The organism is Duganella flavida, assembly GCF_009857445.1.
GTDB classification, from domain to species: domain Bacteria; phylum Pseudomonadota; class Gammaproteobacteria; order Burkholderiales; family Burkholderiaceae_D; genus Rugamonas; species Rugamonas flavida.
In genome coordinates this window covers 198,542-213,397 of the sequence record NZ_WWCN01000003.1, presented here as the reverse complement: position 1 = coordinate 213,397, position 14,856 = coordinate 198,542, and the positions used below count along the sequence as shown (strand labels likewise).

Here is a 14,856-nt window from a genome sequence, read left to right as displayed (position 1 = left end):
CCAGGCAGCCAAGTGTGGCCGGCAGATAACGATATGCAGCAATATTCGTTATCAATTCAATATTGTAGTTGCAAATATTAAAACTTCGTTAGAGAATGGCTACTCGTTACGGGGGTAACGAGGATAGGTTCAGTCTCTTACTACGAAGTTAACAACTTTATTTAATTAAAGGGGAATAGCAGTGAAGAAAATTCTACACAGCGCAGTCCTGTCGGCAGTCATGGTCTTGAGTGCACAGTCGGCAATGGCGGATGTAACGGTGTCGGGTGATTACCTGAAGTTTGGCGTGGGCAACAACGGTTCGCTGATCGACTTCACCACCTTCACCGGTCTGCAGTATGACCCAACCGGCACTGGCACTTTCACCAGCGCCACGGACTTTTTGACCCCGGGCTCCCCATTCGCCTTCTACTCTATCGGCGTGGGTGGTTCGTCAGCGACCGCATCGGTCTACGGCGGCAACCCTTTCGGCAGCTCGACCGCCGACTTCAGCCTGTCGGGCACCACCTACGTGGCGACCTCGGGCGGAACCTACAATGGCCTGAAAATCACCCAGACCATCACCTTTGACACCACCTCGAACATCATCCACACCAATGTGGTCCTGCGCAACACTTCCAGCGCCACCCTGAATAATCTGGCATTCGCTGTCGGCTTTGACCCTGACCAGGATTCCAACAGCTACGGCACCTCCGATACCGACAACAAGATCCTGAGCCAAGGCGTCGGTGCGGCAGTCCAGGCCACAGGCCTGTTCACTGGCTATACCGTCAAGTTAAGCAGCACTGGCGGCTGGTCGGGCAATGCCGGCGTCTACGGCTGGAATACCGACCCTTACTACCTGGCCACCGCAGTCACCGGCAATTCGTATTCCGACGACACCATCTCCTTGGGCTACCATTTTGACTCGCTGGCGAAAGGCAAGGAAATTTCTATTGGCTACGACCTGACCGTCACCGCTGTTCCAGAACCGGAAACCTATGCCATGATGTTGGCCGGTCTGGGTCTGATCGGCGCCGCAGTGCGCCGCCGTCGCAGCGCCTGACTCCAGGACGCGTTCTGGATATAATCCGGAACAGAGGGCGCCGCCGACTGCGGCGCCCGTTACCCTGGAAAGAGTTTGATGAAAGCTTTGCTTGTTTTGCTCGCCGTATCCGGTTCCGCCCTGGCCAACGACGCCGACCTCCTGCGCTGCCGCGCCATTCCCGATATTTCCAGCCGTGTTGCCTGCTATGACGCGATTCCTGTCGCCGCTACACCAGTCGCGCCCGTTGCAGCGGTAGCAGCACCCGCACCAGCAGCGGTGAAGCCGGTTGCCGCGCCAGCCGCCACCTTCGGCCTGAACGCCACGCAAATGCGCAAAGCCGACGAGCCTAACTTCATTGAAAGCACGCTGATCGGCCACATCGACGGCTGGAGCGCCGGCACCCAGTTCCGCCTCGCCAACGGCCAGATCTGGCGCGTGGCGGATGACAGCACCGGCAGCATCAACGAAGTGGACAATCCCAAGGTCAAGATCACGCGCAATGCGCTGGGCACCTTGTTCCTCGAAATCGAAGGCACGACCCAGGCGCCGCGCGTGCGCCGGGTGCAGTAACTACAAGGTCGGGTAGTCGCTGACCGTCAATTCAAAGTCACGCGGACCCGACACCAGATGCGCCATGCCGCCATATGGCAGCGTGGCGCGCTCCTTGATGTGGCCGAACGGCAGGCCGGTCAGCACCGGCATCGGCAAACGCTGGCGCAGGTAAGCCAGCATGGCGGCAAAGTCGTAGCCGTTATCAGACGGATTAAGCTTGTAGCCGGAAAAATCGCCCAGCACCAGCGCCTTCTGGCCATCCAGCGCGCCGGCGTAGAACAGTTGCAGCAGCATGCGCTCGATACGGTACGGATGCTCGCCGATATCCTCGATAAAGCAAATACCCTGTTCCAGCGCCTGGAAGTACGGTGTGCCCAGCAAGCTGACCATCATCGCCAGGTTGCCGCCCCACAGCTTGCCGCTGACCTCCAGCACCGGATTGTCCACCCCGCCCTCGGCCACCGCGCCGCGCACCGTGTGCACTGGGCCGCGCAGGCAATTCCAGAATTGATCCAGCGTGTAGGCCACCGGCTCGGGACGGATAAAATCGTCGCACATCATCGGCCCGCCAAAACTGACGCGGCCAGTCTGTTTGTACAGCGGCATCTGGAAAGCGGTGAAGTCGCTGTAGCCGACAAACAGCTTGCCGCTATCGGCCATTTTCTGGAAATCGATCATCGGCAGCAGGCGCGACATGCCGTAGGAGCCGCGCAGCGCAATCACCACTTGCACATCGGGATCGGCCGCCGCCGCGTTCAGCTGCGCCAGGCGCCACTCATCCGTACCGCCGAAGCGCTGGAAATTTTTATCGTCGTCGTAGTAGTTGTGGACCCGGTAGCCCTGCTGCTGCAGGCGCTGCAGGCCTTGATTGTAGAGGTCGATGTCCAGCGGGCGGCCGCTGGGCGCCGCAATGGCGATGCCGATATTCGATGTGCTCAAAGTGTCTCAGTCAGTGATGGGTGCCGCTGCCCGCACGATGCGTGACCGCAGGAGGAAGTTCCGGCGCCATATTACCGTGCAGGTGTTGGTCGAGCAAGGCAAGCAGGCGCTCGATCAGCTGCTGTGGCAAGTCGTGGCCCATGCCTTCGATGATGTGCAGGCTGGCGCCCGGTATCGCCTCGGCGGTGGCGATGCCGCAAGCAACCGGCACCAGCGTGTCAGCCGCGCCGTGGATCACCATCGCCGGACAGCTAATCTTGCGCAGCAGCGGTGTGCGGTCGCCGGAGGCGACGATGGCCAGCATCTGCCGCGCCACACCGTCGGGACTGGGGCCGCGATCCAGTGCTCGTTCAATGCCTAAGCGCAGCATGCGCTCCGGCGTTGGATAGGCTGGACTGCCCACCACACGATAAATATTGACCACGCGGTCCACCACCGCCTTGCGGTCGTCCGGATCGGCCGACCGCAGCATGGCAGCGCGTGCCGCCGCAGTCGGACCGGGCAAGCCGCGCCGGCCACTGCTGGACATGATGGAAGTGAGGCTAAGTGTGCGCGCAGCAAAGCGGGCGGCGAAAATCTGCGCGATCATGCCGCCCATCGACATGCCCACCACGTGGGCGCGCGCGATGCCGAGCGCGTCGAGCAGGCCGAGCGCATCGTCGGCCATATCGTTGAGAGTGTAGCCGGAGGCAGGCTTCAGGCCCACCAGCGATTGGAGGTAAGCCCACACCAGCCGGGGCTTCTTGAGGTGATGGAGTTTGCTGGACAGGCCGATATCACGGTTGTCGAAGCGGATCACGTAATAGCCCTGCTCCACCAGACCATCGACAAAATCCTGCGGCCAGGCGATCAGCTGCATGCCCAGGCCCATGATCAGCAGCACCGGCGGATCAAGCGGGCTGCCGCTGGTTTCGTAGGCGATCGTAATGCCGTTTGCTTGCGCGGTAGCCAAGGCCTTCTCCCAAATCGTGCTTGGGATTCAGGATACCACTTTTAGCTTGGCGGCCGCAGCTGCCGCACGGCGCGCAGCAAAAAAGTTCTTCAGCATGGCGCCGCATTCCTCGGCCATCACGCCGCTGACGATCTCGGTGTGGTGGTTGAGCTGCTCCTGCTCGAACAGATTGACCACCGAGCCGCAGGCCCCGGTCTTGGGATCCGTCGCACCGTACACTACTTTGCTCAGGCGCGCATGCATCATGGCGCCGGAACACATCACGCATGGCTCCAGCGTGACGTACAGTTCGCAACCGGGCAAACGGTAGTTGCCGAGCTTTTCGGCGGCGGCGCGTAGAGCCACAATCTCCGCGTGCGCGGTCGGATCGTGCTTGCCGATCGGCTGATTGCAGCCGACAGCAATCACCTCGCCATCCTTGACGACGACGGCGCCTACCGGCACCTCGCCGAGGTCCCACGCTTGCTGCGCCTGTGCCAGCGCCAGCTGCATGAAATCCGTATCAGACACCATCGGTGATCTCGGCCCAGCAGTTCGGGGTTTCGTGCAGCACCAGCTTGTGCAGGTGCAGGCCAGTACCGTAACGGTCTTTGTAGGCAGCTTTCAAGATGCCGAACGCCACGTGGGCCAGGTTTTCCACGGTCGGGATACGGTCGATCACCACGGTTTTGTGGTTAGGCAGCGAGGCCAGGAAATCGCGCACGGCTTCGTCTTTTTCGTAGACGATGAAAGCGTGGTCCCAGACGTCCACCAGATGCTCTTTGGCCAGCGACTTGATGTCCGAGAAGTCCATGATCATGCCGTTGTCGGAGTTGCCTTCAACGTCGATGATGTTGCCGGTCAGGGTGATTTCCAGCGTGTAGCGGTGGCCGTGCAGATTTCGGCACTGGCTCTTGTGGTCGGGAATACGGTGGCCGGCGTCGAATTCCAACTTGCGGGTAATGGTCAGCATTGCTTATGGTATCTGTAAAAGTTTATGGGTTTGCAGGCTCAGTTTCCATTTCGGATTGCGCTTGCAGGTTTCGATCGCCAATTTCGTATTGAACTCGGCCAGCGGGCCGTCCATCGCTTGCACGAAGAAATTCTCGAAGTCCAGCTGTTCGTAAACCGAGAGGTCTTGATTGGTCTGCGGGATGACGACCTTGATTTCGCTGCCCTTCTTCACCACCAGCTCGGAGCCCATTTTCGGGCTGACACAGATCCAGTCTACGCCTTCCGGCACCGGCAGCGTGCCGTTGGTTTCAATCGCGATGGTGAAGCCGGCCGCGTGCATGGCGGCGATCAGCGGCTGGTCCAACTGCAGCAGCGGCTCGCCGCCGGTGAACACCACGTACTTGCTAGCGGGGTAGCTGGCCGGCCACAGCGCGTTGATGGTCGCTGCCAACTCTTCAGGCGTCTTGAACTTGCCGCCGCCTTCGCCATCGGTGCCGACAAAGTCAGTATCGCAGAACTGGCAAATGGCGCTTGCGCGGTCGCTCTCGCGGCCGGTCCACAGGTTGCAGCCGGAAAAGCGGCAGAACACGGCCGGACGTCCAGCGTGGGCGCCCTCACCCTGCAACGTGTAGAAAATCTCTTTAATGCTGTAAGTCACGATAGTTCCCGATTGGACAACCCTCGATTATATCCTACGCCACACTTTTCCGGGAAGCATCGCTCGATGTTGACATTTCACAATGCTTCCGATGGGCAAGCGGGCTATGGTGGCTTGTGGCCATCACAGGAAGATACACCATGAGATACGCGCCGCCTCTCCTTGAAATCGATATCGTCACCGCCGCCCTCGCGGCGCTGCTGTGTATCGTCTGCTTGCTGCTGTGGCGGCGCCAGCGCGTCCAGGCGGCGCAAGCACTGGCCGATGCCCAGCGCCAGATCTGCCGCCTGAGCGCCGGCCAGCACTCTCTGCGCGACGCCGAGCGCCGCCGCATCGCGCGCGACCTGCACGATGACCTCGGCCAGCACCTGCTGGCGCTCAGCCTCGACACCGGTGCGCTGGCCGCCAGCTATCCCGCCCTGCGCCAGCCGCTGGAGCAACTACAGGAGCGCATCCAGCACGCCACCCGCGCCATGCGCGCCATCGTCCACGATCAGCCGACCGAAGCGCTGAATGCCGGGCTGGAAGGCGCGGTGCAACAACAAATCGACCAGTTCGCCCGCCTGAGCGGCATCCGCTGCCGGCTGGATGCTGAACCAGCCGCCTTCGCCGCACCGCCCGGTGGCATGGAGGCTGTTCTGTACCGCGTGCTGCAGGAATCGCTGAGCAATATCGTCCGCCACGCCCAAGCCTCCGAGGTCTGCATCGGCCTGTGCCGGCAAGAGCACTGCCTGCGCCTGACCGTGCGCGACAACGGCGTCGGCTTGCCACAGCCGTCCATGCGTCGCGGCCAGGGCCTGCGCGGCATCGCCCAGCGCGTCGGCGAGGCCGGCGGCCGTTTCGATATCGCCAGCACGCCCGGCGCGGGCACGGCACTCACTATGTCCTTCCCCATTTAATAACGATAAAAGGCGGCGCCCATGAGCGGAACACAAAAAATCCAGCACCTGATGGAATTCTCGCAGGCAGACCAGCAGCACGGCTTCGCCCTCAAGCTGATGGAGCTGCTGGTGATCCCCACCTTCGTGATCGACATCCACGGCAAGGTCATCATTTGGAACATCGCTTGCGAGCGCCTGACCGGTGTGCCTGCATGGGAAATGCTGGCTACTTCGGACCACTGGAAGCCGTTTTATCAAGAGCAGCGCCCAACGTTGGCCGACCTGGTCATCCAGGGCCGCAGCGCCGAACTGCACCGCCTGTACCGCCAGCACGCGCGCCGCAATGACACCGACAACAACCTGTGCGCGGAAAACTGGTGCGATATGCCGCGCGTGGGCCGGCGCCGCTACCTCGCCGCTGACGCCAGCCCGATCTTCGACGGCGACGGCAAGCTGGTGGCCGTGGTGGAAACCCTGCGCGACGTCACCGAGGAAAAGCGCGCGCAAGTGGCGCTGGAACAGCTGGCCACACGCGACGGTCTCACCGGCCTGGCCAACCGCCGCTGCTTCGATGATACGCTCAACGCCGAATGGCAGCGCGCCTTGCGCCAGCAGCAGCCCTTGTCGCTATTGATGGTGGATGTCGACAACTTCAAGCAGTACAACGATGCCTACGGCCACCTCGGCGGCGACGAATGCCTGCAGCGTATCGCCACAGCGGTGTCGAGCGAAATGCGCGCCAACGATTTGGTGGCGCGCTACGGCGGCGAGGAATTTGCGGTGATCTTGCCCAATCAGTCGCTGAAAGGGGCGGCCATCGTGGCCGAACGCATTCGCCGCCGGGTCGAGCAATTGCGGCTACCTAATCTGGGCAGCCAGCAGCATGTGGTGACAGTCAGCATAGGCGCGGCCACCGCGCTGGCGGCGGCCGAGAACGATCCCAGCCAGCTGGTGGCCACGGCCGACTCAGCGCTGTACCGCGCCAAGCACATGGGCCGCAATCGCATCAGCCTGCCGGGCGCGGATTAGCCGTCAGAACGGCAGCGGCGCGCGATCCGGGGCGATCCAGCCAAGACGGGCTTCCTTCGAGAACAGCAAGTCCGGACTCCAGTAGCGCATCAGCCAGGCTTTGTCGCCGTAAGGACTTTTCAGCAGCTCTTCACAGGCGATGTGCAAAGGCGTGCCAGTTGGCTGGCGCGACAGGAAATCGCCCACCGCCCGCAGCGAGGCCAGCGTGATGGTGTGGTGGTAGCCGCCAGTATCGGTGTTGGCCGTGCCCACCGCCTCGTTGTAGGCGCGGATGATGTCTGGCATCTGCGTCGGCGCATCGATGTCAGGCCGCACTGCCAGCAGCCATGCGGCGGCGGCCAGGTGGGCGGCGTGGGTCCAGTCAGCTTTCGGCAAGGTGCGGTCCAGCAAGCCTTGGCCAATGACGTGAATGTGGGTGTCGGATGGAAAATGCATGGCTTAGTCAAACGGGTTGGCGACGGACGTGGTGGCGGCCGGTGGCAGCGTCGATGGCAAATCTTGCGCCTCCAGCTTGGCGACCACATCGGCCAGCAGCTGCTTGAGCGCTTGCGCTTGCTTCAGGCCAGCCTGGTCGGCGGTGAGGTCGATGTCGCCGCTGATGGTAATGCGGTCCAGCCGGTTCTCAATCGTCAAACCGCCAATATGCAGCACGTCCGACTCATTTTTGTAGGGCACAAACTTACTCATCCTTTGCTCCGATCCTGACGTTGTTTCACCTTGGGTACGCGCAGCAGCACCTGCTTTTGCGCTGCCGGCAGCGACGGCAGCAGGTCGATGCCAACCTTGTCTTCCAGCTGGGCGATGCTCAGCAACTCGTACTGGGCATCGGCGCGGTTTTCGATAAAGAAGGCGGCGCCGGCGCGCTGGCGTGGGCTGTACACCAGTTTATACAAGTGCGTCGGCACCAGCACATTCCCCACTTTTTGCAGGTTGCCACCGATGAAGGCCGGGCCGGTAATCACGTATAAATCGCCCTCCTTCTGCGCCAGCTTGCGCACCACACCTTCGATGCCGGCCCATATGTGGCGGTTATTGTCCGAATCCTGCGGCACCATATTTGCCAGCGTGAAGCTCTCGTGCTGGGTTGCGCGGTCCGGCATGTCGCCATTCGGCGCCATGTGGCCGCGGTCGTAGCCGCTGCGGGCGTAGTCCGACAACTCGGCGCGCGCGCGGGCCGGCAGGCGCGACTCGGGATGGAAAGAATTTTCGCGCGACAGGGTCTTGGCTGCGTCGATATTTTGCGCCGTCAGGTGCTCAGCCGACCACAGCGGCGTGCGCGTGACGCCTGAATGCATGACGCCAAATACGCCGTAGCACAGCTCGGTGGTAGCGGCAGCCATTTTGGTATTGCGGATTTCCGGCAAGCGGCCATCGACGTAGTGGGCCGGGCATTCACCGGCAGAGGCCAGGCTGGCGGCCAGCAGTGCAACTGTGGCCAGAGTGCGATGAAACAGCGACATAACTTCCTAGAAACATTGTAGTCGCCGCATTTTAGCGGAGCGCCGCACAAACAAAAAGGGCCGGCTATCTATCGAACGCCGGCCCCTCCAAACATCCAGCCCTACCAGAGGCAATGTTTTGTTATTTCTGATGCGACAACACTGGATTGGATTATACACGACGGTTGTTGCTTTATCCACTCATATGTTCATATTAGTAAGCAACATTGCTAGGTATGCATGTGTTTCCAAGCTACACTTTGTGTTCCCACAGGCAATAACCTTCTTTTAATAAAACACTCCAAAAAGACGAGTCATGAACATTGCAAACCTGAAGATCGGCCACAGGCTGACGATTGCATTTTCCCTCAGCACATTGTTGCTGGCCATAGTGGTGACGGTGGGTGCGCTCGGCCTGCGTGCCACCAGCAGCGAGATCGACCTGACCATCAGCGACCGCTATCTCAAAATCAGCTTGCTGAACCAGGTCAAGGACAACGTCGCCCAGCAATCGCGCTCGCTACGTGACCTGCTACTGGTGGACGCAGGCGAAACCGGCGCTGCCTTCGATTCGATCGCCGAGCGCAGCAAAGATATCCGCGCCCTGCTCGACCAGCTGGGCGCCATCGTGCACGCGCCGCAGGGTGTGGCGCTGCTCAAGGAAGTGAACGATGCGCGCGCTGTCTACTCGCCGCTACGCGACCAGATGGTGGCTGCCGTCAAGGCCGGCGACAAGGAGGCTGCGCGCGCACTGCTGCTGGAAAAAGTTCGGCCGGCGCAGACGGTGTATGTAGCGGCGCTGGACAAGCTGGTGACCTTCCAGGTCCAGCTGATGAAGGACTCGGGCGCCAACGCGCAGCAAACCGCTAGCACTTCCAGCCTGCTGATGATCGGCCTTGGCGTGGCCGGTGCAGCACTGGGCCTGTTCGCCGGCTGGTACGTGACCGGCACCATCGTGCGCCCGATCCGCTACGCCGTGCGCGTGGCCCGCACCGTGGCCGACGGCGACCTCAGTTCCGACATCCAGATCCGCACCCGCGACGAAATCGGCCAGCTGTCGGCCGCGCTCAAGGACATGAATACCAGCCTGATTTCCATCGTCTCGGAAGTCCGCAAAGGTACGGATTCCATCGGCACCGCGTCGGCCGAAATCGCAGCTGGTAACCTCGATTTGTCCGAACGCACCGAGCGCCAGGCTGGCTCGCTGGAGGAAACCGCATCGTCGATGGAAGAGCTGACGTCGACCGTCAAGCAGAACGCCGCCAACGCCAGTCAGGCCAATCAGCTGGCCATGTCCGCGTCCAATGTGGCGGGTAAAGGCGGTGCGGTAGTAGCGCAGGTGGTCGACACGATGGCGTCGATTAACGCCTCGGCGCGCAAAATTGTCGACATCATTTCGGTCATCGACGGCATCGCCTTCCAGACCAATATCCTGGCGCTGAATGCGGCAGTGGAAGCCGCGCGCGCCGGTGAGCAAGGGCGCGGCTTTGCAGTGGTGGCATCCGAGGTACGTAACCTTGCGCAGCGCTCCGCCGCCGCAGCCAAGGAGATCAAGGCATTGATCGGCGACTCGGTGGACAAGGTAGATGCAGGCGCACGCTTGGTCGACCAGGCCGGCGCCACGATGGAGGAAATCGTCACCAGCGTGCGCCGCGTGACCGATATCATGAGCGAAATCGCCTTCGCCAGTCAGGAGCAGTTGTCCGGCATTGAGCACATCAACGGCGCCATCACCGAAATGGACCAGACCACGCAGCAGAATGCCTCGCTGGTGGAGCAGGCATCGGCGGCGGCCATCACCATGCAGGAGCAGGCTTCCAACCTGGTAGGCGCGGTCAGCGTGTTCAAACTGACCGGCGCTGGCGCCGGGCGGCGCGGCGTTAAGGCAGCAGACGTTCCAGTTGCAACGCTAGCTCTTGGTTCATCTGTTGCTGGCTAAATCCCTGATGGCGCGCGGCGAAAGCCCGCGCCGCATCGCGGTAGCTGGCATCGTTCAATAGCGCCCGCAGCACCGCGCGCCAGTCCGATTCTGGCGTTAGCAACGCCGCGTTGTAGCCAGCACCGGACATGGCAACGCGGCGCGCGCTGAGGAATTGTTCGGTGTGCGAAGGCAGCATCAGCAGCGGCACGCCGGCCAGCAGCGATTGCGCCAGCGTGGCTTCACCAGCGTGGCAAACGCAGAGATCAGCCTCCGCCAACGCCTGCGGCAACGCGACCGGCGATTCGGCATACAGCACCTGCTCACTTGCCAGCGGCGCAGGTCCGCCAGCCGCCACTTCCGGCACATAGGCCAGCACACGGCAGCCCTCTTCCACCAAGGCTTTCAGCACCGCACCATGCGCGGTATGGCCTGCTTTCAGATAGGCGAATACTTTGCGGCCCTCGCCTTCCGGCCACTGCGGCGCGATGCCGCCTTGCGCCACGAAGCTGGGCCCCATCCATTGCGCCTCGCCGCGCGTCTCGCAATGATCGAGTTCGGGCCAGGTGCACAGCAACTGCAGGTCGCCGCAGAACACATCGGCTGCATGCGCGTAGGGCTGCATGCAAGTTGACCGCCCGGCGAATCCGGCCAGCACCGCGTTTGCCGTCGCCAGCATCCGCGCCTCGGACGCCGCCAGCCGTTCGGCCGGCGCAGACTGAAAAGCTGGCAGCGCTCGGCCGTGCGGCGGGCTACTGAAGCCGCTGCCTACCGAAGCGCTGCGCAAACCCAGGCTGCGCGCCGCCAGCAAAGCCGTCGGCGCGTAATCTCCCACCACCAGGTCCGGCTGCAGCAGCGCAAACATCTCGCGCCAGCCGGCCACCATGCCGCGCAGCGCCTCCGGCTGGAGATAACCGCAATGAAAAGCAATCTCCGCGAGATTCGCCGATTGCGGTAATCCCGCTGCGCTGTGCAGCCACACCGGCGCCTGCAGCTTGGGCACATTCAGATCCGCCAGCAAAGCGTGCGTATGCATCAAGTCGCGCAAACTCATGGTCACCCGGTGGCCGCGCGACAACAGCACCTGCGCCAGCATCTTCAGGCGGCCCGCATGTCCAAGACCGCCGCCTAATTCCCAGCACAGGTGAATGTGGCTCATAGCAGCGCTTCCACTTCCGCCTGCACCTGCGCCATTGTGTCGACCACGCGCCAGGCTCCGGGGAAATCGTAGTGCCGCGTTAGTGCGTTGCGCAGGACGATGCAGCGGATGCCGGCCGCCGTAGCAGCCTGCAAGCCGCGCGGTGAATCCTCGATCACCAGCGCCTCATCGGCGCCGACGCCCATGCGCTGAAGGCCAAGCAAATATGGCTCTGGCGACGGTTTGCTGTGGGTGTAGGATTCATGCGTCAACACGAATTCGAAATGAGGTAGCAGGTCCAAGCGGTGGTGAATAATCTCGAAATGGTCGGCATTGGAACTGGTGACGACACCCATGCGCACGCGCGGCGACAGGGCGGCCAGCGTTTCGGTGACACCGTCGATGGCGGGAATATGCTCGGACGCCAGCCGCGCCGCATAGCGCCGGTTGCGCACCGAACGCAGCTCCTCGGCCTGCGCTTCCGACAGGCGCGGCTCCAGCAAATGCCACGCGCCGCAATTGTCGGCCAAATACCAGTCGAAGAAATGCTGCGCGCTGAGCTCCAGGCCCAATGGCTGGAACAGCTCTCGGTTAGCCTCGTAGAACAGCTGTTCCGTATCGACCAGCACACCGTCGTTATCCCATAAAATCGCCCGCAACATCGTCTGCTTTCCAGGTAAAGACTGAATTGTACCTGTTCGCCGCTTGTGACATACTCGCGACATGGCCGCTCTATCCATGCTACCGCGTAGCCTCAAATTCCGCATGACCGGAGTGGTGGTCATGCTTGTCCTGACGGCCACCGTGATCGTCACGCTGGTGGCGCTGGTACTGGCGGAACGCGACATGAAAAGCGTGATCGGTGACCAGCAGTATTCCCTGCTCTCGTCCATCGCCGCGCAAGTCGATGCCCAGATCGAAGCACGCAAGGTGCTGCTGGCAAGCATGGCCGACACCATTCCCGCAAACGCCGCCAGCGATCCAGCCGCCATGCAGGCCTTTGTCGACCGCCATCCGGTAGCGCGCAAGCAGTTCCTCAACCTGCACATCTTCAACCGCGAGGGCATGCTGCTGCACACGGAGGGCGACCACACCTCCACCACGCGCCCGCCCAATCCACGCGCCCGCGAATTCTTCGAACGGGCAATGGCGGCAGGCAAACCGGTAGTCTCCCTGCCGTACAAAAGCGAGATCACTGGCCTGCCCTCGATTATGATTCTGCATCCGGTGCGTGATGCGCAGGGCAAGGTGGCCATGCTGTTTGGCGGTAGCATAGACCTCAGCAACACCGGCTTCCTTGACCAGATTGCGCTGCAAAAGCCCGGCCAGACCGGCTACTTGTTCATCATGACGCGCGAAGGCATCCTGCTGCATCACCCGGACGCCACGCGCCTGCTCACTCACATCAACGCCCGCCCCGGCTACAACCGCGCCACTGAAATGGCGCTCGACGGGTTTGAAGGCTGGGTCGAGGCCACCAACAAGGACGGCAGCGACGGCATCTACTCATACAAGCACCTGGCGTCCACCGGCTGGATTATTGGCGCACGCTTCCCGGTGGACGAGGCGTTTGCGCCGATGATCGCGATGCGCCAGCACGCCTTGCTGGCCGCCGCCATTTTCGCCGCTGTCGCCGGCCTGTTGGCGTGGCTACTGATACAAGTGCTGCTACGGCCACTGGACCGCCTGCACCGCCACATCGGCGATATCCGCAGCGGCAGCGCCGACATCAGCGTGCTGCAGCGCCGCCGCCGCGATGAAATCGGCGGCTTGAGCATCGCCTTTCACGAGCTGATGGCGGAGCGCGAAAAAGCACAGGAAGCCATCCGCGATAACGAGTCCCTGATCAGCAATATCCTCGAACGCGCTCCCGATGCTTTCGTCAGCTGCGAAAACACCGGCATCGTCACCATGTGGAACCGCGCCGCTGAACGCATCTTCGGCTGGAGCGGCGAAGAGGCCATCGGCCGCGACATCGCCGAGCTGATTATTCCGCCGGACCAGCGCGACGCTCACCGCACCGGTATGACCCGCTTCGCACAAGGCGGCAAAGGCCCGATGATCAATGCCCGCGTGCGCGTGACGGCGCTGCACCGCGACGGCCGCGAAATCCCGGTCGAGCTGTCGATCGGTTCCTTGCGCCACGGCGGCGCCTACTACGCCACCGCCTTCCTGCACGATATTACGGAACGGGTGGAGTACGAACAGAAAATCGCCGCCAGCGAGGCCCGCTTCAAACAGCTGGCGCGCATCGATACGCTGACCGGCATCGCCAACCGGCTGGTATTTGAAGAGGTGCTGCAGCAAGCTATCCTGCGCTCGCGGCGCCACCGCAAGCCGCTGGCACTGGCCTATCTGGATATCGATTACTTCAAGGAGATCAACGACACGCAGGGTCACGGCGCTGGTGATGTGGTGCTACGCGAGTTTGCGGCCAGGCTGGTGGCCAGCGTGCGCGCATCGGACACTGTGGCCCGGCTGGCCGGCGATGAATTCGTGATCGTATTCGAGCAGGTGGCGAATGCGGCGGAAGCGAACCGGCTAGCAGCCAAGATCGTGGAAGCGGTGCGCAGCCCGTTCATGCTGGACGACGAGCAGCGCAAGGTCACCACCAGCATGGGCGTGGCCCTGCACGAGGGCGACGATGAAACCTGCGGCGAGCTGGTGGCGCGCGCCGACAGCGCGCTATACGCGGCCAAACGCAATGGCCGCGATGGTTACGTGGTCGGCGACTAAGTGGTGATTATGCTGGAACGCCGCTGTGCAGCGGATTCGGCACAGGTTCGGCCACGCGGTGCAGCAGGTTCCGGTCCACGTGGTGGAATTCTTCCTCGCCGCGCAGCAGCATAACGGTGTCTTCCTCGTAGCCCCAGGTACCGTCGTCGTTGATGGTGACCTTGATGCGGTACTCGATGGTCTTGAAGCCATATTCCAGGAACGGGTTGGAACGGATGCCGTAGGTATCGGAGTCCAGCCGCGCCACCAGTTCAAACTCCTTCGCGTCCGGCTCCACCACGGCGGAAGCCATCGCGATCTGGCCGCGCGGGATACCCAGCGTCTGGATCACCGTCTTGGTCTTCGGCTCCCACAACCAGTAGCCGACCTGCTCGTGGTAGGTCTTCACGTTATCCGGCTTGTTCACGATGATCAGGTAGCGCAGGCCGTAGAACAGCTGCGGGCCGTTGGTGACAGGATCGATCGGATACAGTTCGATGCGTTCGACGTAAGCCTGCTTGCGCGCGCCATCTGCCTTCGGCTTGATATCCAGCCCGCGCTCGCCCTTCCAGATACCGGCCATCGGCGCCAAAGGCCCGAGGTTAGCCAGCGTGTTGACGTCGATCGGATGTGGTTCGGTGTAGATATCGGTGGAGAACTCGGTCATGCGAAATC

Annotated in this window: 17 protein-coding genes; 6 read left to right on the top strand and 11 right to left on the bottom strand. The window is 62.2% G+C overall.

Going from position 1 to position 14,856, the window contains the following annotated elements:
• The first annotated feature begins 181 nt into the window (after positions 1 to 181).
• Positions 182 to 1,045 (top strand): PEPxxWA-CTERM sorting domain-containing protein, encoded by an 864-nt coding sequence (locus GTP46_RS29670; protein WP_371869568.1) that lies wholly within the window; start codon positions 182 to 184, stop codon positions 1,043 to 1,045.
• A gap of 78 nt (positions 1,046 to 1,123) precedes the next feature.
• On the top strand, positions 1,124 to 1,597 hold the full coding sequence (locus tag GTP46_RS05500; RefSeq protein WP_161005617.1) for a hypothetical protein: 474 nt from the start codon (positions 1,124 to 1,126) through the stop codon (positions 1,595 to 1,597).
• On the opposite strand, the gene GTP46_RS05495 is transcribed toward GTP46_RS05500, so the two are convergent.
• The 5 genes from GTP46_RS05495 to queE are packed head-to-tail and all read right to left on the bottom strand — an operon-like array spanning position 1,598 to position 5,061.
• Positions 1,598 to 2,518 carry an LD-carboxypeptidase gene (locus tag GTP46_RS05495; RefSeq protein ID WP_161005616.1) on the bottom strand — a complete coding sequence of 307 codons (921 nt, stop codon included), beginning with the start codon at positions 2,516 to 2,518 and terminating at the stop codon, positions 1,598 to 1,600.
• A gap of 10 nt (positions 2,519 to 2,528) precedes the next feature.
• Positions 2,529 to 3,470: an alpha/beta fold hydrolase gene (locus tag GTP46_RS05490; protein WP_161005615.1), complete on the bottom strand. Its 942-nt coding sequence runs from the start codon at positions 3,468 to 3,470 to the stop codon at positions 2,529 to 2,531.
• A 27-nt stretch (positions 3,471 to 3,497) separates the two neighbouring features.
• The gene (gene tadA, locus GTP46_RS05485; protein ID WP_161005614.1) at positions 3,498 to 3,983 is read right to left on the bottom strand and encodes a tRNA adenosine(34) deaminase TadA; all 486 of its coding nucleotides are present in this window, start codon (positions 3,981 to 3,983) and stop codon (positions 3,498 to 3,500) included.
• Complete coding sequence (gene queD, locus GTP46_RS05480) at positions 3,973 to 4,422, bottom strand: 6-carboxytetrahydropterin synthase QueD (protein WP_161005613.1); 450 nt, start codon at positions 4,420 to 4,422, stop codon at positions 3,973 to 3,975. Before queD ends, tadA begins: the two co-directional genes overlap by 11 nt.
• Before the next feature lie 3 nt (positions 4,423 to 4,425).
• Positions 4,426 to 5,061, bottom strand: a complete 636-nt coding sequence (queE, locus tag GTP46_RS05475; protein WP_161005612.1) for a 7-carboxy-7-deazaguanine synthase — start codon at positions 5,059 to 5,061, stop codon at positions 4,426 to 4,428.
• 140 nt (positions 5,062 to 5,201) lie between these two features.
• Here queE and GTP46_RS05470 point away from each other — a divergent pair, with 140 nt between their 5' ends.
• A complete protein-coding gene (locus GTP46_RS05470) occupies positions 5,202 to 5,960 on the top strand; it encodes a sensor histidine kinase (RefSeq protein WP_161005611.1) in 759 nt (252 codons plus the stop codon).
• A gap of 21 nt (positions 5,961 to 5,981) precedes the next feature.
• Entirely contained in the window at positions 5,982 to 6,971 is a 990-nt protein-coding gene (locus GTP46_RS05465; RefSeq protein ID WP_229258809.1) for a sensor domain-containing diguanylate cyclase, read from the top strand.
• Between the two features lie 3 nt (positions 6,972 to 6,974).
• Here the strand turns inward: GTP46_RS05465 and GTP46_RS05460 are convergent, their stop codons facing one another.
• The 3 genes from GTP46_RS05460 to GTP46_RS05450 are packed head-to-tail and all read right to left on the bottom strand — an operon-like array spanning position 6,975 to position 8,431.
• A complete protein-coding gene (locus tag GTP46_RS05460) occupies positions 6,975 to 7,406 on the bottom strand; it encodes a hypothetical protein (protein ID WP_161005610.1) in 432 nt (143 codons plus the stop codon).
• A gap of 3 nt (positions 7,407 to 7,409) precedes the next feature.
• Positions 7,410 to 7,658 carry a histidine phosphatase family protein gene (locus GTP46_RS05455; protein WP_161005609.1) on the bottom strand — a complete coding sequence of 83 codons (249 nt, stop codon included), beginning with the start codon at positions 7,656 to 7,658 and terminating at the stop codon, positions 7,410 to 7,412.
• Positions 7,655 to 8,431, bottom strand: a complete 777-nt coding sequence (locus tag GTP46_RS05450; RefSeq protein WP_161005608.1) for a DNA/RNA non-specific endonuclease — start codon at positions 8,429 to 8,431, stop codon at positions 7,655 to 7,657. The genes GTP46_RS05455 and GTP46_RS05450 overlap by 4 nt, the downstream gene beginning before the upstream one ends.
• A 295-nt stretch (positions 8,432 to 8,726) precedes the next feature.
• Between GTP46_RS05450 and GTP46_RS30175 the strand changes: the two genes are divergently transcribed.
• Positions 8,727 to 10,349 (top strand): methyl-accepting chemotaxis protein, encoded by a 1,623-nt coding sequence (locus GTP46_RS30175; RefSeq protein WP_161005607.1) that lies wholly within the window; start codon positions 8,727 to 8,729, stop codon positions 10,347 to 10,349.
• On the opposite strand, the gene GTP46_RS05440 is transcribed toward GTP46_RS30175, so the two are convergent.
• Together GTP46_RS05440 and GTP46_RS05435 are read right to left on the bottom strand one after the other, a co-directional pair.
• Positions 10,291 to 11,487 (bottom strand): glycosyltransferase, encoded by a 1,197-nt coding sequence (locus GTP46_RS05440; protein ID WP_161005606.1) that lies wholly within the window; start codon positions 11,485 to 11,487, stop codon positions 10,291 to 10,293. The genes GTP46_RS30175 and GTP46_RS05440 overlap by 59 nt on opposite strands.
• Entirely contained in the window at positions 11,484 to 12,128 is a 645-nt protein-coding gene (locus GTP46_RS05435; RefSeq protein WP_161005605.1) for an HAD family hydrolase, read from the bottom strand. The genes GTP46_RS05440 and GTP46_RS05435 overlap by 4 nt, the downstream gene beginning before the upstream one ends.
• Positions 12,129 to 12,249: 121 nt before the next feature.
• Between GTP46_RS05435 and GTP46_RS05430 the strand changes: the two genes are divergently transcribed.
• A complete protein-coding gene (locus tag GTP46_RS05430; protein ID WP_229258808.1) occupies positions 12,250 to 14,202 on the top strand; it encodes a diguanylate cyclase domain-containing protein in 1,953 nt (650 codons plus the stop codon).
• A gap of 7 nt (positions 14,203 to 14,209) precedes the next feature.
• On the opposite strand, the gene GTP46_RS05425 is transcribed toward GTP46_RS05430, so the two are convergent.
• A complete protein-coding gene (locus tag GTP46_RS05425) occupies positions 14,210 to 14,848 on the bottom strand; it encodes an FABP family protein (protein WP_161005604.1) in 639 nt (212 codons plus the stop codon).
• Positions 14,849 to 14,856 lie beyond the last annotated feature (8 nt).

Excerpts from the sequence above, each read along its gene's own strand:
- GTP46_RS05500 (WP_161005617.1), top strand. The coding sequence starts at position 1,124 with ATGAAAGCTTTGCTTGTTTTGCTCGCCGTATCCGGTTCCGCCCTGGCC.
- tadA (WP_161005614.1), bottom strand. The coding sequence starts at position 3,983 with ATGGTGTCTGATACGGATTTCATGCAGCTGGCGCTGGCACAGGCGCAG.
- queD (WP_161005613.1), bottom strand. The coding sequence starts at position 4,422 with ATGCTGACCATTACCCGCAAGTTGGAATTCGACGCCGGCCACCGTATT.
- GTP46_RS05470 (WP_161005611.1), top strand. The coding sequence starts at position 5,202 with ATGAGATACGCGCCGCCTCTCCTTGAAATCGATATCGTCACCGCCGCC.
- GTP46_RS05465 (WP_229258809.1), top strand. The coding sequence starts at position 5,982 with ATGAGCGGAACACAAAAAATCCAGCACCTGATGGAATTCTCGCAGGCA.
- GTP46_RS05460 (WP_161005610.1), bottom strand. The coding sequence starts at position 7,406 with ATGCATTTTCCATCCGACACCCACATTCACGTCATTGGCCAAGGCTTG.
- GTP46_RS05455 (WP_161005609.1), bottom strand. The coding sequence starts at position 7,658 with ATGAGTAAGTTTGTGCCCTACAAAAATGAGTCGGACGTGCTGCATATT.
- GTP46_RS05450 (WP_161005608.1), bottom strand. The coding sequence starts at position 8,431 with ATGTCGCTGTTTCATCGCACTCTGGCCACAGTTGCACTGCTGGCCGCC.
- GTP46_RS30175 (WP_161005607.1), top strand. The coding sequence starts at position 8,727 with ATGAACATTGCAAACCTGAAGATCGGCCACAGGCTGACGATTGCATTT.
- GTP46_RS05440 (WP_161005606.1), bottom strand. The coding sequence starts at position 11,487 with ATGAGCCACATTCACCTGTGCTGGGAATTAGGCGGCGGTCTTGGACAT.
- GTP46_RS05435 (WP_161005605.1), bottom strand. The coding sequence starts at position 12,128 with ATGTTGCGGGCGATTTTATGGGATAACGACGGTGTGCTGGTCGATACG.
- GTP46_RS05430 (WP_229258808.1), top strand. The coding sequence starts at position 12,250 with ATGCTTGTCCTGACGGCCACCGTGATCGTCACGCTGGTGGCGCTGGTA.
- GTP46_RS05425 (WP_161005604.1), bottom strand. The coding sequence starts at position 14,848 with ATGACCGAGTTCTCCACCGATATCTACACCGAACCACATCCGATCGAC.